Origin of the sequence: Amycolatopsis sp. GA6-003, assembly GCF_046267895.1 — a bacterium.
Taxonomy (GTDB): domain Bacteria; phylum Actinomycetota; class Actinomycetes; order Mycobacteriales; family Pseudonocardiaceae; genus Amycolatopsis.
In genome coordinates this window covers 777,513-796,492 of the sequence record NZ_CP176499.1, presented here as the reverse complement: position 1 = coordinate 796,492, position 18,980 = coordinate 777,513, and the positions used below count along the sequence as shown (strand labels likewise).

The 18,980-nt window shown below is 71.3% G+C and carries 18 protein-coding genes; 12 read left to right on the top strand and 6 right to left on the bottom strand.

The window, feature by feature from the left end:
* Positions 1-3: 3 nt before the first annotated feature.
* The 7 genes from F9C12_RS03785 to F9C12_RS03755 all read left to right on the top strand — a co-directional run bounded on the left by F9C12_RS03785 (position 4) and on the right by F9C12_RS03755 (position 8,244).
* On the top strand, positions 4-282 hold the full coding sequence (locus F9C12_RS03785) for a sarcosine oxidase subunit delta (RefSeq protein ID WP_409464748.1): 279 nt from the start codon (positions 4-6) through the stop codon (positions 280-282).
* On the top strand, positions 279-3,056 hold the full coding sequence (locus F9C12_RS03780) for a 2Fe-2S iron-sulfur cluster-binding protein (RefSeq protein ID WP_409464747.1): 2,778 nt from the start codon (positions 279-281) through the stop codon (positions 3,054-3,056). The genes F9C12_RS03785 and F9C12_RS03780 overlap by 4 nt, the downstream gene beginning before the upstream one ends.
* Positions 3,046-3,597, top strand: a complete 552-nt coding sequence (locus F9C12_RS03775) for a sarcosine oxidase subunit gamma (RefSeq protein ID WP_409464746.1) — start codon at positions 3,046-3,048, stop codon at positions 3,595-3,597. The genes F9C12_RS03780 and F9C12_RS03775 overlap by 11 nt, the downstream gene beginning before the upstream one ends.
* Positions 3,594-4,439, top strand: a complete 846-nt coding sequence (gene purU / locus F9C12_RS03770; protein WP_409464745.1) for a formyltetrahydrofolate deformylase — start codon at positions 3,594-3,596, stop codon at positions 4,437-4,439. The genes F9C12_RS03775 and purU overlap by 4 nt, the downstream gene beginning before the upstream one ends.
* 19 nt (positions 4,440-4,458) lie before the next feature.
* Positions 4,459-6,882 (top strand): FAD-dependent oxidoreductase, encoded by a 2,424-nt coding sequence (locus tag F9C12_RS03765; RefSeq protein ID WP_409464744.1) that lies wholly within the window; start codon positions 4,459-4,461, stop codon positions 6,880-6,882.
* 18 nt (positions 6,883-6,900) lie between these two features.
* Positions 6,901-7,371 carry a hypothetical protein gene (locus tag F9C12_RS03760; protein WP_409464743.1) on the top strand — a complete coding sequence of 157 codons (471 nt, stop codon included), beginning with the start codon at positions 6,901-6,903 and terminating at the stop codon, positions 7,369-7,371.
* A gap of 84 nt (positions 7,372-7,455) precedes the next feature.
* Complete coding sequence (locus F9C12_RS03755) at positions 7,456-8,244, top strand: aldo/keto reductase (protein WP_409464742.1); 789 nt, start codon at positions 7,456-7,458, stop codon at positions 8,242-8,244.
* 231 nt (positions 8,245-8,475) lie between these two features.
* Here F9C12_RS03755 and F9C12_RS03750 read toward each other — a convergent pair whose 3' ends face one another.
* The 5 genes from F9C12_RS03750 to F9C12_RS03730 form a co-directional block, all read right to left on the bottom strand.
* Entirely contained in the window at positions 8,476-9,162 is a 687-nt protein-coding gene (locus tag F9C12_RS03750; RefSeq protein WP_409180577.1) for a hypothetical protein, read from the bottom strand.
* A gap of 89 nt (positions 9,163-9,251) precedes the next feature.
* Positions 9,252-10,184: a 3-methyladenine DNA glycosylase gene (locus F9C12_RS03745; protein ID WP_409464741.1), complete on the bottom strand. Its 933-nt coding sequence runs from the start codon at positions 10,182-10,184 to the stop codon at positions 9,252-9,254.
* A complete protein-coding gene (locus F9C12_RS03740; protein ID WP_409464740.1) occupies positions 10,181-11,224 on the bottom strand; it encodes a hemolysin family protein in 1,044 nt (347 codons plus the stop codon). Before F9C12_RS03740 ends, F9C12_RS03745 begins: the two co-directional genes overlap by 4 nt.
* Positions 11,221-12,546 (bottom strand): hemolysin family protein, encoded by a 1,326-nt coding sequence (locus F9C12_RS03735; protein ID WP_409180574.1) that lies wholly within the window; start codon positions 12,544-12,546, stop codon positions 11,221-11,223. The genes F9C12_RS03740 and F9C12_RS03735 overlap by 4 nt, the downstream gene beginning before the upstream one ends.
* A 288-nt stretch (positions 12,547-12,834) precedes the next feature.
* Positions 12,835-13,422 carry a TetR/AcrR family transcriptional regulator gene (locus F9C12_RS03730; protein ID WP_037814298.1) on the bottom strand — a complete coding sequence of 196 codons (588 nt, stop codon included), beginning with the start codon at positions 13,420-13,422 and terminating at the stop codon, positions 12,835-12,837.
* 131 nt (positions 13,423-13,553) lie between these two features.
* Between F9C12_RS03730 and F9C12_RS03725 the strand changes: the two genes are divergently transcribed.
* Genes F9C12_RS03725 through pip form a run of 4 tightly spaced genes read left to right on the top strand, consistent with a single transcriptional unit; the run spans position 13,554 to position 16,467 of the window.
* Entirely contained in the window at positions 13,554-13,937 is a 384-nt protein-coding gene (locus tag F9C12_RS03725; RefSeq protein ID WP_409464739.1) for a hypothetical protein, read from the top strand.
* Between the two features lie 35 nt (positions 13,938-13,972).
* Positions 13,973-14,758: a hypothetical protein gene (locus F9C12_RS03720; protein WP_409464738.1), complete on the top strand. Its 786-nt coding sequence runs from the start codon at positions 13,973-13,975 to the stop codon at positions 14,756-14,758.
* A 24-nt stretch (positions 14,759-14,782) separates the two neighbouring features.
* On the top strand, positions 14,783-15,511 hold the full coding sequence (locus F9C12_RS03715) for an ESX secretion-associated protein EspG (protein WP_409466960.1): 729 nt from the start codon (positions 14,783-14,785) through the stop codon (positions 15,509-15,511).
* Between the two features lie 11 nt (positions 15,512-15,522).
* Positions 15,523-16,467, top strand: coding sequence for a prolyl aminopeptidase (gene pip / locus F9C12_RS03710; RefSeq protein ID WP_409464737.1), 945 nt, complete (start codon positions 15,523-15,525; stop codon positions 16,465-16,467).
* A 231-nt stretch (positions 16,468-16,698) separates the two neighbouring features.
* Here pip and F9C12_RS03705 read toward each other — a convergent pair whose 3' ends face one another.
* Positions 16,699-17,895, bottom strand: coding sequence for a Glu/Leu/Phe/Val dehydrogenase dimerization domain-containing protein (locus tag F9C12_RS03705; RefSeq protein WP_409464736.1), 1,197 nt, complete (start codon positions 17,893-17,895; stop codon positions 16,699-16,701).
* Between the two features lie 120 nt (positions 17,896-18,015).
* On the opposite strand from F9C12_RS03705, the gene F9C12_RS03700 reads away from it, so the two are divergent.
* Entirely contained in the window at positions 18,016-18,942 is a 927-nt protein-coding gene (locus tag F9C12_RS03700; protein ID WP_409180569.1) for a LysR substrate-binding domain-containing protein, read from the top strand.
* Positions 18,943-18,980 lie beyond the last annotated feature (38 nt).

The following is an 18,980-nucleotide window of genomic DNA, read 5'->3' as shown; positions in this document are numbered from 1 at the left end:
ACTGTGCAGCTGATTCCCTGCCCCTGGTGCGGTCCCCGCGAGGAGACCGAGTTCCACTACGGCGGCCAAGCCCATGTCTCGTACCCGCAGGACCCGGCGGCGCTGTCGGACGAGGAGTGGGCGAAGTACCTCTTCTTCCGCGCCAACCCGAGCGGCCCGCTCGCCGAGCGCTGGTCGCACAGCGCGGGCTGCCGCCGCTGGTTCAACGCTGTCCGCGACACCCGCACCCACGAATTCGCGGCGGTCTACCGCCTCGACGAACCCCGGCCGGTGATCCCATGACCTTCCGCCTCCCCAGCGGCGGCCACGTCGACCGCGACACCCTGCTCCGGTTCGCCTTCGACGGCCGCGAACTCACCGGCCACCCCGGAGACACGCTCGCGTCCGCGCTGCTCGCCAACGGCGTGCACCAGGTCGCTCGGAGCGTCAAGCTCGGCCGCCCGCGCGGCATCATGGCGGCCGGCGTCGAAGAGCCGAACGCGGTGGTGCAGCTGGAAAAGCCGTTCCCCGAGCCGATGCGGACCGCCACCACCGTCGAGCTGTACGACGGCCTGGTCGCGCGCAGCCTGTCCGGCCAGGGCCGGTTGGCGACCGAACCGGACCCGGCGCGGTACGACGCGAAGCACCTGCACTGTGACGTGCTGGTGGTCGGAGCCGGGCCGGCCGGTCTGGTCGCGGCCGTGACGGCGGCGCGGGCCGGAGCGCGGGTCGTGCTGGTGGACGACCAGCCGGAGCCCGGCGGTTCGCTGCTCGGCTCGAACGAGTACGTCGACCTCAAGCCCGCCGTCGAATGGGCGCGCGCGATCGCCGACGAACTCCGCGCGACCCCGGACGTGCACGTGCTCGACCGGACCACCGCGTTCGGCGCCTACGACGACGGGTTCGTCCTGGCATTGCAGCACCGCACGTCCGGCGCGGCCCGGCAGCGCGTGTGGCGGATCCGCGCGCGGCAGACCGTGCTCGCGACCGGCGCGCACGAACGCCCGATCGTGTTCCCGGACAACGACCGCCCCGGCCTCCTCCTCGCGAACTCCGCACGGACGTACCTGCACCGGTACGGCGTCGTCCCCGGCCGCCGCGCCGTCGTGTTCACGATGGACGATTCCGCCTACGCCACCGCGATCGACCTCGCCGACGCGGGCGTGGAAATCCCGCTGGTGGTCGACGTCCGCCCGGCCGCTCCGGAAAACTGGGCCGCCGCCTGTGCGGAACGGGGCATCGAAGTCCGCACCGGCGCGGCGGTCACTGGCACGGAAGGAACCGAGCGCATCACCGGCGTGCGCGTTGGCGGGGAACTGATTCCCTGCGACACGCTCCTGGTCTCCGGCGGCTGGACCCCGGCAGTGCACCTGTTCAGCCAGCAACGCGGTGCTCTGCGCTACGAACCCGCGCTCGGCGCGTATCTCCCGGACGGCGATCTCCCGACCGCACGCGTGGCAGGCAGCGCGAACGGCACTTTCGACTTCGCCGGCTGCGTGCGCGAAGGCCGCGCCGCCGCCGCGAAGGCCCTGGGCGAAGCACCCGCGGAAATCCCGCTCCCGGTCTCCGACGCCCGGCCGCGCGAGCTGGCTCCGGCCGTCGCATGGCAGATCCCCGGTCCGGAGTCCGAAGTGGACACCCGGTTCGTGGACCTGCAGCGCGACGCGACCGTCTCCGACGTCCTCCGCGCGACCGGCGCGGGCCTCGCCTCGCTGGAGCACGTCAAGCGCTACACCACCATCGGCACCGCGCACGACCAGGGCAAAACCTCCGGGATGCTGGCGGCCGGGATCACCGCCGAAGCCCTCGGCGCCGACCTCGCGGACCGCCGCCCGACCACCTACCGCCCGCCGTACACGCCGGTCGCCTTCGCCGCGCTGGCCGGCCGGAACCGCGGCGAGCTGCACGACCCGGTCCGCGTCACCGCGCTGCATTCCTGGCACGTCGAACACGGCGCGGAATTCGAGAACGTCGGCCAGTGGAAGCGACCGTGGTACTACCCGCGGCCGGGGGAGGACCTGCCCGAGGCGGTCCGCCGCGAATGCATTGCCGCGCGCACCGACGTGGCCATGATGGACGGTTCCACCCTCGGCAAGATCGACGTGCAAGGCCCGGACGCCGCCGAATTCCTCGACCTGCTGTACACGAACCTGATGAGCACGCTCAAGGTCGGCCGGATCCGGTACGGCGTGATGTGCGGGGTCGACGGCATGGTGATCGACGACGGCACCGTCATCCGCGTGGCCGAGGACCGCTTCCTCGTCACCACGACCACCGGCAACGCCGCGATGGTGCTGGACTGGATGGAGGAGTGGCTGCAGACCGAGTGGCCGCACCTGCGCGTGTTCGCCACGTCTGTCACCGAGCACTGGGCCACCGTCGCGCTCGTCGGCCCGCGTTCGCGCGCGGTGCTGGCCGGGCTCGCGCCGGAGCTGGACGTCAGCAACGAGGCCTTCGGTTTCATGACCTGGCGCGACGCCGAGGTAGCCGGGATCTCCGCGCGGGTATGCCGGATCAGCTTCTCCGGCGAGCTGGCCTACGAGATCAACGTGCCGTCCTGGTACGGCCTGGCGCTCTGGGAAGCCTTGGCCGCGCAGGGAATCACGCCGTACGGCACCGAAACCATGCACGTCCTGCGCGCGGAGAAGGGCTACCCGATCATCGGCCAGGACACCGACGGCACGGTCACTCCCCAGGACCTCGGCATGAGCTGGGCGGTGTCCAAGAAGAAGGCCGACTTCCTCGGCAAACGGTCGTTTTCCCGGGCGGAGAACCTGCGCCCGGACCGCAAGCAGTTCGTCGGGCTGCTGCCGGTCGATCCGACCGTGCTGCTGCCGGAGGGCGCGCAGATCATCGAGACCGCGCACGTGCCGCGCCCGCCGGTCCGCATGCTCGGACACGTCACGTCCAGCTACCCGAGCGCCACGCTGAACCGCACCTTCGCGCTGGCTCTCGTCCGCTCCGGCCGGGAACGGATCGGGGAGACGCTGTACGTCCCGGTCGGCGACGAGGTGGTGCCGGTGACGGTGACCGAATCCGTGCTCTACGACAAGGAGGGGACCCGCCGTGACGGCTAAGACCCTGTCTCCGCTCGCGGAGCACGCGGGCTTGCTCGCCAGCTGCGCACCAGCCGTGCTCGCCGAGGAGCGCCCGTTCGTTTCGCAGCTGAACGTCCGCCTCCGCGAGGGCCACGACGCCGCGGCGGCCGTGCTCGGCACCGCGCTCCCAGAGGCCTGCCGGTTCACCAGCGGAATCGGCGACGTCCTGTGGCTCGGCCCCGACGAGTACCTCGTGCTCGGCGCTCCCGAAGGCACCGAAGCCGCGCTGCGGGAAGCCATCACCGTCGGCGCGGTGACCGACGTGTCCGCGCAACGCACCACGGTGCAGCTGGCCGGACCGGCGGCCCGAGACGTCCTCGCGCACGGCTGCGCGCTCGACCTCCACCCCAAGGCCGCGCCGCCGGGCACCTGCGTCCAGACGCGGTACGCGCGCACCGGAATCGTCCTGCTGGTGCGGGAAGCGGACGAATTCACCGTCCTCGTGCGCCAGTCGTTCGCCCCCTATTTCGCCGCCTGGCTCGCCGACGCGGCGCTGGAGTACCGAGAGGAGGAGTCTTGACCCAGTTCACCTTGACCCTGCACTGCCCCGAGCGCTCCGGGATCGTGCACGCCGTCACGACGTTCCTCGTGAGCAACGGCTGCGACATCGTCGAGCATCAGCAGTTCGACGACGACGTGCACGGGGAACTGTTCCTGCGCACCGAATTCACCTGCGCCGGACCGGCCACAGCGGACGATCTCACCCGCGAATTCGACCTCGTCGCCCGCGACTACGCCATGCGGTACCGGTTCTCCGACCGCACCCCGGACCGGCTGCTGGTGATGGTCTCCAAGGCCGGGCACTGCCTCAACGACCTCCTCTTCCGCTGGCGGGCGGGCGCGCTCGGCGCGGAAATCGCCCTCGTCGCGTCGAACCACGAGGACCTGCGCCCGATGGCCGAGGCCGCCGGGCTGCCCTTCGTGCACATCCCGGTCACCCCGGCGACCAAACCGGAGGCCGAGCAGCGGCTGCTCGACCTGGTGCGCGAACACGACATCGACCTCGTCGTGCTCGCCCGCTACATGCAGGTCCTCTCCGACGAGCTGTGCCAGAAACTGCAGGGCCGCGCGATCAACATCCACCATTCGTTCCTGCCCGGGTTCAAGGGCGCGAAACCGTACGCGCAGGCCTACGACCGGGGCGTGAAGTACGTCGGCGCGACCGCGCACTACGTGACTCCCGAACTCGACGAGGGCCCGATCATCGAACAAGAGGTGCAGCGGGTCGACCATTCGCACTCGCCGCGCGCGCTCGCGACCGTCGGCCGCGACGCCGAAGCCCTCGCGCTTTCCCGCGCGGTGCGCTGGCACTGCGAGCGGCGCGTGCTCCTCAACGGCAACCGGACCGTCGTCTTCCGCTGACCTATCCCAGGGAGTTCTCATGACCCGTGTCGTGATCATCGGCGCCGGAATCGTGGGCGCGAACCTCGCCGACGAGCTGACCCTGCGCGGCTGGACCGACGTGACCGTGCTCGACCAGGGCCCGCTGCCGCTGACCGGCGGTTCGACGTCGCACGCGCCGGGACTGGTGTTCCAGACCAACCCCTCCAAGGCGATGACGGAATTCGCCGGCTACACCGTCGCGAAACTGCTCGACCTCGGCTGCTTCCACCAGGTCGGCGGCATGGAGGTGGCCAGTACCGCGGCGCGGTGGGAGGACTTGAAACGCAAGCACGGCTGGGCGACGTCGTGGGGCGTCGAAGCGCGGCTGATCGACCCGGACGAATGCGTCCGCCGCTGGCCGCTGCTCGACCGGAACCGCATCTTTGGCGCGTTGTACGTCCCGAGTGACGGGCTCGCCGTCGCCTCGCGGGCGGTGGACGAGCTGATCAAACGGGCTTCCTCGCGCGGCGCGCGGTTTGTCGGCTCGACGCGGGTGACCGGCATCGAGCAGGCGCACGGGCACGTCACCGGCGTCCAGACGGCCGGCGAGGTGATCCCGGCCGACATCGTGGTGTCCTGCGCCGGGTTCTGGGGCCGGGAGATCGGCGAGATGGCCGGCATGACCGTGCCGCTGCTCCCGCTCGCGCACCAGTACGCGAAGACGGGCCAGCTCGCCGAGCTGGCCGGGGCCGACCCGGCGCACCCGGCGCTGCCGATCCTGCGGCACCAGGACCAGGACCTCTACTTCCGCCAGCACGGCGACCGGCTCGGCATCGGCTCGTACGCGCACCGCCCGATGCCGGTGGACAAGTTCGCCGAACCCGGCGCGGTGACCGCGTCCGCGATGCCTTCGATGCTGCCGTTCACCGAGGACGATTTCGCGCCGTCGTGGGAGGAAAGCAAGCTCCTGCTGCCCGCGCTCGGCCAGACCAAGGCGGAGGAGGGCTTCAACGGCATCTTCTCCTTCACCCCCGACGGCGGTTCGCTGGTCGGCGAATCGAGTGAAGTACGCGGATTCTGGATCGCCGAAGCCATCTGGGTCACGCATTCCGCGGGCATCGCGAAGGCGGTCGCGGAGTCTATTGTGGACGGCCGCGCCGAAACCGACCTGCACGAGCTGGACGTGCACCGGTTCGAGGACGTCCAGCTCGCCCCGGAGTACATCCGCGAAACCGCGCAGCAGAACTTCGTGGAGATCTACGACGTGCTGCACCCGCTGCAGCCCCGGCTTTCGCCGCGCGACCTGCGGGTCAGCCCGTTCCACGCGCGCCAGCGGGAGCTGGGCGCGGTGTTCCTGGAAGCGGGCGGCTGGGAACGGCCGCACTGGTTCGAGGCCAACGCGTCCCTGCTGAAAGACCTGCCGCACGACTTCCTCCCGCCCGCGCGCGACGCGTGGGCCGGGCAGTTCCATTCGCCGATCGTGGCGGCGGAGGCCTGGCACACCCGAAACGGCGTCGCGCTGTACGACATGACGCCGCTCAAGCGGGTCGAGGTCAGCGGACCGGGTTCGCTGGAATTCCTGCAAGGGCTCACGACGAACCAGCTGGCGAAGTCGGTCGGCTCGGTGACGTACACGCTGATGCTCGACGACGCGGGCGGCGTCCGCAGCGACATCACCGTGGCGCGGCTGGGACCGGAGCTGTTCCAGGCCGGCATCAACGGCAACATCGACGTCGCGTACCTGCGCAGCAGGGCTCCGGAAGGCGTCCGGGTGGTCGACACGACCGGCGGCACCTGCTGCCTCGGCGTCTGGGGCCCGCTCGCCCGGGACCTGGTGCAACCGCTGTCGGCGGAAGACCTTTCGCACACCGGGCTCAAGTACTTCCGCGGCCGCCGCGCCCGGATCGCCGGGGTGCCGGTGACGATCCTGCGGCTGTCCTATGTGGGCGAACTCGGCTGGGAGATCTACACCTCCGCGGACAACGGCCAGCGCCTGTGGGACGCGCTGTGGCGCGCCGGGCAGCCGCTCGGCGTGATCGCGGCCGGGCGGGGCGCGTTCAACAGCCTCCGGCTGGAGAAGGGCTACCGGCTGTGGGGGACCGACATGACCACCGAACACGACCCGTACGAGGCCGGGGTCGGGTTCGCCGTGCGCCCGGCGAAGGGCGAGTTCGTCGGCCGGGCAGCCATCGAGGGCCGCAGCGAAGAAACCTCGGCGCGGCGGCTGCGCTGCCTCACCGTGGACGACGGCCGGACGATCGTGCTGGGCAAGGAACCGGTGTTCGTCGGCGGCGCCCCAGCGGGTTACGTCACGAGCGCCGCCTACGGCTACACGATCGGCCGCCCCATCGCCTACGCCTGGCTGCCGGGCACGACGGAGATCGGCGACCCGGTGGAGATCGAGTACTTCGGACGGCGAGTCTCCGCGACCGTGGCCGCGGAACCGCTGGTCGACCCCGGGATGGAGCGCATCCGGCGCTGAGCGAGAAGGAGATCGGCCATGCGGGACCAGATCGTGAGCGACTTCCTGAACACCCTCGCCCGGCCCGCGGTCGCGGCTCCGGCCGGGGCGACGGTCGCGGCTCTCGCGCTCGCCCAGGCGGCGGCGCTGCTGAGCCGGGCGGCCGGCGGCGACACCGAAGCGGACCACCTGACGCGGCACGCGTTGCGGCTGGCGGAGATCGACGCGCACGCCGTCACGCACGACGTGCCCGACCGCGCCCAGCCCGCCGCGGACGTGGTCGCCGCGGCCGGGGAGGTGGTCCGGGTGGCGGAACGCCTGCTGTCCACTGTGGACTCTCGCGCGCTGCCGGACGTGGCCGCGGCGGCGGAAATGGCCGGTTCCTCGGCGACGACCGCATGCGTCGCGGCCGAAGCCCGAAACGGTTTCGCGGCCGGCGCGGACGCGGTGGCCGAACGGGCCGCCCGGGTGACCGCGGCGGTCCGTTCGGGGGTGCCCAGCGGGGGGTGACGGCAGCGGCGGCCGGGGAGTGGCAAGATCTGCGGTGTTCGCCAGGAGACCCGTCCCCGAGAACACCGCAGTGAGGATCGCCGCATGGCTGTGCCGCCCCTGCTCACGCTGAACAACTCGGTCACCGTCCCGCAGCTCGGACTCGGCATGTACCAGGTCCGGCCCGACCAGGTCGGCAAGGTCGTCGCGACGGCGTTCGAAGCCGGGTACCGCAGCCTCGACACCGCCGCGATGTACGGCAACGAGGCCGAGGTCGGCGCGGCGGTGCGGGAGTCCGGGCTGCCGCGCGAGGAGGTCTTCGTCACCACGAAGGTCTGGAACACCGACCACGGCTACGACAACACCCTGCGCGCGTTCGACCGCAGCGCCGAAGCCCTCGGCCTCGGCCCGGTCGACCTGTACCTGATCCACTGGCCGAACCCGGAGCTGGACCGCTACGTCGAAACCTGGCGCGCGCTGGAACTGCTGCTGAACGAGGGCCGCGTCCGGGCGATCGGCGTGTCGAACTTCGGCATCGACCACCTGCGCCGCCTGCTCGACGAGACCGACGTGGTGCCGGTGGTCAACCAGGTCGAACTGCACCCGTGGCAGCAGCAGGCCCCGCTGCGCGAGTTCCACGCCGAGCACGGCATCGCGACCGAGGCGTGGAGCCCGCTGGCCCGCGGCAGGCACCTGAACGACCGGGTGATCACGGCGCTGGCCGCGAAGTACGGGAAGTCGCCCGCCCAGCTCGTGCTGCGCTGGCACCTGCAGCAGGGCATCATCGCGATCCCGAAATCGGCGACGCCGTCGCGGATCCGGGAGAACGCGGACGTGTTCGACTTCGAACTGGCCGAGGACGACCTGCTGGCCCTGGCCGAACTCGACTCCTGAGCGGGGGGACGCGGAGCGGGGCGGCGGCGTGCAGTCGGGGTCGTGAGTGCCTCTGCCGGTTAGAACCGCGATAGGCACTCACGACGCCCGAGGCGCTCAAGCCCGCGCTGACGGCGAGGTGGCTCAGGCGGTCCGCTCGGCCAGGGCGCGGTGAGGTGGCGCGCCTGGCTGGCCCGGATGCGCGACACCGCCCCAGCCCAGACGCGGGCGGGGGCGGTGCCGGTGCCGGTGTCAGGAAGCGCGGATGCCCGCCGCCGCGAAGTCGGCCAGCTGAGCCGGTTCCTTCAGGAATGCCCGGAAGCTCTGCGTCCCGCGCTGCTGCACCTCGTCGATCGTCTTCCCGGACAGGCCGACGAACGGGTAGTCCGCGGGCGGGCCGGAGCCGATCGGCATCGCGGGGGAGCCGATGACGTCCGGCTTGGCCTTCGAGAGCTGGGCGATCCAGTACGACGATTCCGGGATCCAGCCGTCGGGCAGGCCGCCGATCGCGTCGAGCGAGGACTTGCCGGTGAGCGCGTTCAGTACATCGGAGGCGGGCTTGCTCTGCACGGCCACGTGCACGCAGCTGCCGTGCACCTGCGTCAGGTCCTGGTTCCAGCGCGCCGCCGCGGCCTCGACCGGCTTGGTGATCTGCGGGGTCACCACGATCCGGATGTCGGTGCGGCCGCCGTTGCAGCTCGCGGCCTGCGCCTCGGCGCGGTTGTTGAGCACGCTGTCGGCCCAGTTCCAGCCGACCACGCCGAGCGTGGCCAGCACCACGAACCCGAGGGCCACGAGAGGCCACTTCGCGATCCGCCGGCGAGGCGCCTTCTTGGCGACGATCCGGTGCGACCCGGTCGTCTCGCTGCGGCCGGCCGGCCGCTTCGGCGGATCGAGAGGGTGCGGCACCGGCTCCTCGGGCAGGCTGTGACGCCCCATCGTTGTCCTTTCGTGACATGCACAACACGCTCAGTTATGCAATCGAACCGTTATCACTCTATCAGGCCAGCGACCTGCAGTGAATACCGTTACGCAGAGTTGTCGGCTCCGCGGCCGGCCGACTCCGGCACGGGATCCGGCGGCTTCGCCGGATCGGCGAGCAGGCCGCGGCAGAGGCCGATCAGGCGGGCCCGCAGCGGCGCGGCCCGCTCGGCGAATCCGGCCTGGGCGCGGGCGTAGGAGGCGCGCCCTTCGGCGGTCTCGATCGGCACCGGCCGGTAGCCGTAGTCCGCTAGATCGTACGGGCTGGCCCGCATGTCCAGTTCACGGACGTCCGCGGCGAGCTCGAAACAGTCGCCGACCAGCTCGGCGGGCACGAACGGATCGAGTTTGTACGCCCATTTGAATAGATCCATGGTGGCGTGCAGGCAGCCCGGCTGCTCCAGCGCGACCTGCGATTCCCGCGTCGGCGCGAGCGTGTTCCGCGGCCGCGCCGGGCCGGTGAAGAACCGGAACGCGTCGTAGTGCCCGCACCGGATGTCCATCGACTCCACGACCTCGTCGGTCCCGGCCGAGCCGAGCCGCAGCGGGACCTGCGCGTGCCGCACCGAGTCCGCGGGCTCGCGGTAGACCATGGCCCATTCGTGGAGCCCGAAGCAGCTCAACCGCGGCGCGCGGGACGCCGTGGCCGTGAGCAGCTTCAGCACGAACTCCGCGGTGCGCGCCCGGCGGCCGGTGAACGCCGCCGGGTCGAGCAGCACCCCGGCCTCGGTCTCGACGTAGGCCGGACGGTCGAGGAACCGCCGCGCGGACGCGCCCGCGAGCACCACGCCCGGGCCCGGCTGCCAGCGTTCGAGATGCCCCGGCCGGTGCGAGTAGTAGGTGAACAGGAAATCCAGCACGGGATGCTTCTCGCCCCGCGCCCGGCGTTCCTGGTGCGGCCCGGTCCACGCGCGCATCCGCTCGGCGTGCGCTCGCTCCCGGGCCTGCCACTCCGCCTCGGCGAGCACGACCGTGCTCATGCCGCCACGTGGGTGCCGTCGCGCACGGTCCCCACGTATTCCTCGACGAGGTCCTCCAGCGCCACCACGCCGACGGCCGCGCCGGAAGCGTCGAGCGCCCGCGCGAGGTGGCTGCCTTCCTTGCGCATGGCCGAAAGCGCGACGTCCAGCCGCGCGTCCGACCGGAGTTCGGTGAGCGGCCGCGTCTTGTCGTCCGGAATCACCGTGCCGGGGTCCTGGCCGACGAGGTCCAGGACGTCCTTCACGTGGATGTAGCCGGTGAGCGAACCGTCGTCGGTGCACACCGGGAAGCGCGAGAACCCGGTGGTGGACACCGCGCGCTCGACGTCGCCGAGCGTCGGGCCGCAGGGGAGCGTCGTGAGTTCCGAGGTGGGCACCAGCACGTCCGCGACGGTCTTGGCGACCGACGACAGCGTCTGCGAAAGCCGCCGGTGCTCGGACTGGTCGAGCAGCCCTTCCTGGCGCGATTCGCTGAGCAGTTCGGCCAGCTCGTCCGAGCTGTACGCGGTCTCCAGCTCGTCCTTCGGCTCCACCTTCATCAGGCGCAGCAAGGAGTTCGCGACGAAGTTGAGGAAGGCGATGATCGGGTTCGCCACCTTCACCCACGCCACGTGCACCGGCACGAGCCACAGCGCCAGCCGCTCCGGCTCGGCGATCGCCAGGTTCTTCGGCACCATCTCGCCGATCAGCACGTGCAGCATGGTGATGAACGCCAGCGCGATGGCGAACGAGATCGGGTGCAGCAGCTGGTCGGGCAGGCCGAGCAGGTCGAACAGCGCCGACAGCCGGTGCGCGACCGCGGGCTCGCCGAGCCGGCCGAGCAGCAGCGAGCAGATGGTGATCCCGAGCTGCGCCCCGGCGAGCATCCGCGACACGTGCCTGCTCGCGTTGATGACGGTCTGCGCGCGGGTCTTCCCCTGCTCCAGCAACGCTTCCAGCCGGTCGCGGCGCGAGGAGATCAGGGTGAATTCCGCGCCCACGAAGAACGCGTTGGCCAGCAGCAGGACCACGACGAGGGCGATGTTCAGCCAGTCGCTCACGCGGTCACCTCGCGTTCGGCCGGGCGCACCTGGACCTCGGCGACGCGGTGCCGGTCCATGCTGGTGACCGCGAGCCGCCAGCCGTCGACCTCGACGGCGTCGCCCTCGGCCGGGATGGCGCCGAGCCGCTCCAGGATGAGCCCGGCGATCGTTTCGTAGTCGCCCTCGGGCATCCGGAAGCCGGTGATGTCGCGGACCTCGTCCGCGCGCAGCTGCCCGGACACGAGCCAGCGGTCCGCGCCGAGCTGCTGCGCGGCCGGGGCCTCGCGGTCGTCGTGCTCGTCGCGGACGTCGCCGATGATCTCCTCGACCACGTCCTCCAGCGTGACCAGCCCGGCGGTGCCGCCGTACTCGTCCACCACGATCGCGAGCTGGTAGCGCGAATCGCGCAGCCGGTTCAGCAGATCGTCGCCGGGCAGCGATTCCGGGACCGTCGGCACCGGCCGCATCGCCGACCGGATCCGGGTGGTCGCGCGGTCGGCGGCCGGGACGGCGAACGCCTGCTTGACGTGCACCGCGCCCTGCACGTCGTCGAGATCCTCGGTGTAGACCGGGAACCGCGAGAATCCGGTGCGCCGGGAGATGTCGATGAGGTCGTCGATCGTGTCGTCCACGGTGAGCGATTCGACCTGCACGCGCGGGGTCATCAGCTCGTCCGCGGTGCGGTCGCCGAAGCGCAGCGAGCGGTCCAGCAGCTCCGCGGTGGACGTGTCGAGCTTCCCGCTTTCCGCGCTGGAGCGCACGATCGAGCCCAGCTCCTGCGGCGACCGCGCCGAACGGAGCTCCTCCTGCGGTTCGATGCCGAACTTGCGGACGAGGAAGTTGGCGCTGTTGTTCATCAGCGTGATGAGCCAGCGGAACAGCGCAGAGAACCGGGCGTGGTAGCCGGAAACCGCGCGCGCGGTCGGCAGCGGCCGCGCGATCGCGATGTTCTTCGGCACCATCTCGCCGAGGATCATCGACAGGAACGTGGCCAGCACCAGCGCGACCGCCACCGCGACCCCGGACGCCGCCGAAGCGGGCAGGCCCAGCGCGTCGAGCAGCGGGCGGACCAGGTCGCCGATGAGCGGTTCGGCGAGGAAACCGGTGACCAGCGTGGTGAGGGTGATCGCGACCTGCGCGCCGGAGAGCTGGAAGCTCAGCGTGCGGTGCGCTTTCTGCACCGTGCGCGAACGCTTGTCACCGACCTGGCGGACATCCGCGTCGACCGTGCTGCGCTCGAGCGCGGTCAGCGAGAACTCGGCGGCCACGGCGAGGCCGGTGCCGATCGTGAGGAGAAGGAAGAGCAGCACGCCGAGCACGGAAAGCAGGACGTGGATCACGGCGCACCGTCCGGGACGGCCGAGCGGACGGCGGGCGGGAAGCCGGGTCGGGCGGGACCCGGCCCGGTACTGTCACCGGGCGATGGCGCAGCGCGCACGGATGGAAGTCACTCCTCGCGAAACTGGTTTGTAGTGCGACGATGCCGACAATCGTACCGGGTCCGGGCGGCCGCGCCGCGATCGGACGCGAACCCGGCTCCGGTTTTTTCCTCCCGGCGGGGCGCCTGCGGCGGGGGAGCAGGCGCCGCCTCTGTCCACTGTGGCGGTTCGGCGCGGCCGGTCGGGAAGCTAGCTCCGCGCGCCCGGCCGGTGCCGCCGCACGGTCTCCTCGACCAGGTCCAGCACCGGGCCGAGGTCGTCGCCGGGAAGGCCCATCGCGAGGTGCGAGACCAGTCCTTCGAGGACGAGTTCCAGGAACGCGGTCAGCACGCTGACGTCGACGTCGTCGCGCAGGTTCCCGGCCTTGCGCTGCCATTCGAGCCGGTCGCGGGTGGCCTCGGTCAGCTGCTGGGAGCGTTCGGCCCACCGGCCGCGGAACTCCGGGTCGGTGCGCAGCCGCCGGGACACCTCCAGCCGGGTGCCGAGCCAGTCCGCCGGGTGTTCGCTGTTCCCGGCCAGCAGGTCGCGCATGACCTGGACCAGGCCCTGTTCGGCGACGACGTCGGCCATCCGCACCGCGTCGTCCTCGGCGAGGGCGAGGAACAGCGATTCCTTGTCGCGGAAGTGGTGGAAGATGGCCCCGCGCGACAGTCCGGTCGCTTCTTCGAGGCGGCGGACGGTGGCGCCCTCGTAGCCGTAGCGTGCGAAACACACGCGCGAGCCGTCGAGGATCTGCCGGCGGCGTGCGTCGAGGTGATCCTGGCTGACCCGTGGCATCCTGAAATCCTGACATCGCGGACCGGGTTCTCGCAATCCGTACGTACGTACTGTGACGTGACGGGGGAACGGACGCGCGCCGGCGCCCCGCCGCGCGCTCGGCTGACACGGCCGGGCCGGATGACTACGCTGTGCGCAGCACGACCGCACCGCACGACGCGAGCACCGGAAAGGGAGCGGCCTTGGTCATCGGCGAGTCGGGCCGCGCGCGCGGCGGTTTCGCCATGGACGCGGCGGAGCTGACCGCCGTCATCCGGCTGTGGGAGGACCAGCTCGGCAAGATCGCCGCCGACGGCCGCGCGATCGACGAGATCCTGGCGGTCTTCGCCGCCCCCGGCTCCGACCCGGCGAGCGCGGAGTACGCCGCCGCCGGCGCGGATTCCCTGCGCACGCTGCGCGACCAGAACGAGGCGCTGCGCCGCTACGCCGCCGGATACCTCGACAAGCTGCGCGCCGCGCGGGACCGGACGGCCGCGGCGGACCAGGCCGGCGCCGACCTCGGCCGCGGCCGGTAACGCGGACGAGCCCGGTCGCGCACGAAGGGAACCAGGTGGACGGCAAGCAGATCTTCGACAACTTCCGCGGCGGCGACACGTCCGGGTTGCGGGCCGCCGCGGTGAAGGTCCAGGAGCTTTCGGCGGCCTATCTGGAGCGCGCGCAGAGCGTGAAAGACCTGCAGGAGCGGATGGTGCGCTCGTGGACCGGCGACGCCGCGGACGCGGCGAAAGCGGGTGCCGGACCGGTCGAGGCCGGGTTCCGGGAGTCGGCCGATCCGCTCGACCTCACCAGCGCGTCGATGGACACCCAGGCCAGCAGCTTCGAAAGCTCGCGGCACGCGGTCGTCGACGTGCCGCCCCGGCCCGAACGGCCGCAGCCGTGGACCGGGCCGCTGCAGGCGGTGCTGCCCGCGTCGGCGGCCCCGGCATCCTTTCAGGACAGAATCGACCGGTTCCACGGCGCGAACGAGAACAACGTGCGGGTGATGGAGCAGTACTACGGCGTCACGATGAACACGAAACGCGTGCTGCCGAAGCAATACGGCCCGATCGTCCCGGACAGTGCCCCGGTCCGCCGGACCTCGCCGGACAGCACGACGACGCAGGCCGCTGCGGGCCATGACCGGAACGGCCCCGGCGCCGCGGTGCTGCCCGCTCCGGCCAGCGAACCGTCCCAGCGCGGCGCGGGCCCGGCGGTCGGCGGCGCTCCCGGCGCGCAGGGCGGTCCGGGCGACGGCTTGCACTGGCGGCCGGATTATCTGCTCGAAGCCGATCCGGAGGGTGTGTTCGGCGTGGACGGTTCGGCGACCCCGCCGGTTCTCGGCGACGAGGAGGAGTAGCCGGTGGCCGATCCGGCGGGACGGGTGGATGTCCCGGTCGAAGCGCTCGCGGCGCTGGCCGAACGCGAGCAGGTGGGCCGGTTGCACGTGACGCTGCGGCCGGATCCGGCGTGGCTGTCGGAAACCGAGCGCGACGAAGCCGCCAAGCGGGTGGACGACGCGCTGGCGCTGGCCGGACTGGTCGACTCGCGCGGCCGGGCCACGGTGGACTTCCTCGACTGGCTGCCGCTGCTCGTGCGCCCGGTGGTCGAGTACTACGGCTGGGTCGCGACCGGCGACCGCACGTACGGGGTGCTCGCCGCGGCGAGCGGACTGCAGGCGGTGCTCGCGGTGTCGGACGGCGAACACGTCGGCGTCCAGGAGATCGACCGCGAACGCGTGCTGGAAACCCTCGTCGAGCAGCTGCCCGCGGTCGGCCCCGGCGGCGGGCACGAGCGCACCGTGCGCGTCGCGGACCTGACCGACGCCGCGCGCCGCGGCGAGGAGGCTTTTCCGTTGGACCCGGTGCTGTCGGACGTGCTAACCCTGGTGCAGCGTCCGGTGCACGGCAGCGGAGAGCTGTACGCGGGACGACGCGACGACGTCGGCCGGTACGTCCGGCTGGAAGAACCATTGCACTACGCGGACACCGACTGGGGCCGGTACCTGAGCTACACCGTCGGGACCGGGCCGGACGCGGAAATCCGGATCGGGCCGGCCGGCCCGGCTGAACTGTGCGGTGCGCTGCGGGCTCTGGAGCGCACCCTGAACTGAGGGGAACGGCGTTGCGCTATCCGGAAATCGAGCCGTACGACAGCGGCCTGCTCGACGTCGGCGACGGCCACCGGGTGTACTGGGAAACCTGCGGCAACCCGGACGGCAAACCCGTCGCGGTCCTGCACGGCGGCCCCGGAACCGGCTGCAGCGACGGAATGCGCCAGTTCTTCGACCCGGCGCGCTACCGCATCGTCCTGCTGGACCAGCGAGGCAGCGGCCGCAGCACCCCGCACGCGGGCGACACCGTCGACGCGCTGAAGGCGAACACCGCCGACCACCTGATCAGCGATTTCGAAATGCTCCGGGAAAAACTGGGCATCGAACGCTGGCAGCTCTTCGGCGGCTCGTGGGGCTGCGTGCTGGGCCTGGCCTATGCGGAAAAGCATCCCGGACGAGTGACGGAAATCGTCATGATGGGCCTGGCCACGGACCGCCAGGTCGAAATCGACCTGCTGACCGGCGGACTGGCGGAAATGTTCCCGGAAGCCTACGCCCGCTTCCGAGACGGAGTGCCGGAGTCCGAACGAGACGGCGACCTGGCAGCGGCCTATTGCCGCCTGCTGACCGACCCCGACCCGGCAGTGCACGAGAAAGCCGCACAAGATTGGTGCGACTGGGAATCCGCCATGCTCCCCGGCGTCCCGCCCTCCCCGAAATTCGACGACCCCCGCTTCCGCCTGGCCTTCGCCCGCCTCGTCACCCACTACTTCTCCCAGGGTTGCTTCCTGGAAGACGGCGGAATCCTGCGGAACGCGGCAAAACTGTCCGGAATCCCCACCGTCCTGGTCCAAGGAATCCTGGACCTGAGCAGCCTGGCCGGCACCCCCTGGCTGCTGGAACGCGCCATCCCCGGCGCAGAACTGATCCTCGTCAACGGCGCAGGCCACACCACCGCAGTCCCCTCCATGGAAACCGCCCTGATCGCCGCCACGGACAAATTCGCCACCAGGTAGGCGAAACCTCAGCTTCACCACCCTAAAAACCGCACCGCTGCACCCAAACAGCGAGGCACCCACACCTCCCCCCCCGCCCCCGATACGAAGCCTCCCTGCGGTTCGGGGGTGCTTGTCAAGGCATCTTTCCCGCCTTGACAAGCACCCCCGAACCGTCAGCACAATCAAGCTTCGGGGGCCCCACGCAACCCAACAAGGCGCAATGTCGCCCGCCAGGGCGACGAGCCACAGTCAGGGAATCATCAACGCAGGCACCCCAGCATCGAGCGACTCCTCCGCCCGAGCAGCCCGGACCGCCTCCGCCTGCCGCAACGCGGTGACCCGAGGCGGAACCCGATCCAAATGCCACTCCGCCAGCACCAACGCCACCTTGGCCTGCATCTCCGTCCGCAACCGCAGGAACGAATCCGCCGGATCCGCCCCGACCTCGCCGAGCAGCAACCACCAGGCCCACGCAGCCGCCCCGGCATTGGCGATGAAGTCCGGAATCACCGCCACCCCACGAGCCGACAACGCCGCCTCCGCCTCGGGAGTAGTAGCCGCATTCGCCGCCTCCACCACCACCTTGGCCTTGACGAGATTCTCGTTGTCCACCCGCAGCGCATAAGAAATAGCCGCAGGCACGAGAATATCCGCCTCCGCGGCCACCACCGCCTCCCGCGGCAACGCCTGCACCCCCTCCGGCAACCGTCCCCGGTCGACCTCCCCGAACCGGTCGCGCAACTCCAGCAGCGCCGGAATGTCCAACCCGTCCGGGTGGTACAACGTCCCAGCAGCATCCGCGACGGCCACGACCTTCATCCCCGCCTCATGCAGGTACCAAGCCGCGCCACCGCCCATCGTCCCGATCCCCTGAATCGCGACAGTCGTCTCCGGCACCGCCCAGCCCCACGTATTGGCCGCACCGAGACAAGCCTGCGCGACCCCGTACCCCCCGATCACGTCCCCGAGCAACTGCCCGCCGGGAACCGGCGCGTTGAGCCCGGCCTGAACCCGCCGAAGCGTGCGAGCCGGATCGGCCGACCGGCGGATCGCGGCGTGGTACGACTGCTCCAGCCCCAGCTTCGCGAAAACCTCGTCGATGAGGTGCTGCGGCACCCCCAGGTCCTCCGCGGTCACCCAGCTGGAGTCCAGCCAGGGGCGCAGGAACTCGCAGAATCGCGTGAGCACGCCGGTCGCGCGCGGGTCCTTGGGGTCGAAGTCGATGCCGCCCTTCGCGCCGCCGACCGGGAGGTTGAACGCGGCCGTCTTGTTGGCCATGCCGCGCGCGAGGTCGGCCACCTCGTCGACCGTGCAGCCGGCGCGCATCCGCGTGCCGCCCGTGGCGACGCCGGAGACCAGGCTGTGCACGACCAGGTAGCCGTGCGCGCCCGTGACCGGGTCGGTCCACGTGAGCTTCATCAGCGGTTCGGCGATCCGCGGGTCCATCGAGCCACTCACCTCCTCGAGTCCTCGGCGGCGCGGTTCGCCGCCTGCTTCCGAGGGTGGGGCCGGAGCCGGGCCCGCGTCCATTTACCGAATGTGCACGAAGTTGTTTAGGGTTCGTACATGGAGCTTTCGTTGCACCGCTTGAGGATGCTCCGCGAACTGCACCGCAGGGGCACGGTCACCGCGGCTGCCGCGGCGTTGCATTACACCGCTTCGGCGGTATCCCAGCAACTCGCGCAGCTCGAACGCGACGTCGGCGCGAAGCTGTTCGAACGGCTCGGCCGCCGGGTGCAGCTGACCGAACTCGGCATCCTGCTCACCGAGCACGCCGAGGAGATCCTGGGCTCGGTCGAGCGCGCGACGCTCGCGCTGGAGGAGGCGCAGGGCACGATGTCGGCGCGGCTGACCGCGGGCGTCTGGGCGTCCGTCGCGTCCGGTTTGCTGCCGACCGCGCTCACCGCGCTGGCCGCGGACTACCCGGGAATCCAAGTGCGGACGAAGGAACTGGCCCCGGAGGCCACCGCGGATGCGGTGCGCGACGGCACGCTGGACCTGTCGTTCGTCATCGACTATTCGGATGCCCCGATGGAGTGGAGCGCCGGGCTGGAACGCGCGGTCGTGGCCGTGGAACGGCTGCACGCGGCGGTCCCGGCGGGCGCGCTGCCGTCCGCCACGGCTCCGCTCGACGCGCTGGCCGAGCACCCGTGGATCCTGGCGAGCCCGAAGTCCCATTTCGGCCGCGCGATCCGGATTGCCTGCCAGCGGCACGGTTTCCAGCCGAAAATCAACCACGAGGTCGAGGAGCAGTCGACGGCGATGGCGATGGTGGGCGCCGGGCTCGGGGTCACGCTGGTGTCCGATCTGGGGCTGCGGCTGCTGCGCCCGCCGGGGATCGACGTGGTCGCGCTGGCTCCGCCGCTGCTGCGGACGGTGTCGATCGCCTACCGCCGCACGGAGATCCGGCGCCCGGCGCTGCATCTGGTGGTGGGCGCGGTGCAGGAGGCGGCGGCGGAGCTGGGGCTGGGGACCGAACCCGCCCTGCCTTGACCGGAGTGTCCGGTCCGGGGTCCGCGGACGGTGCCGTT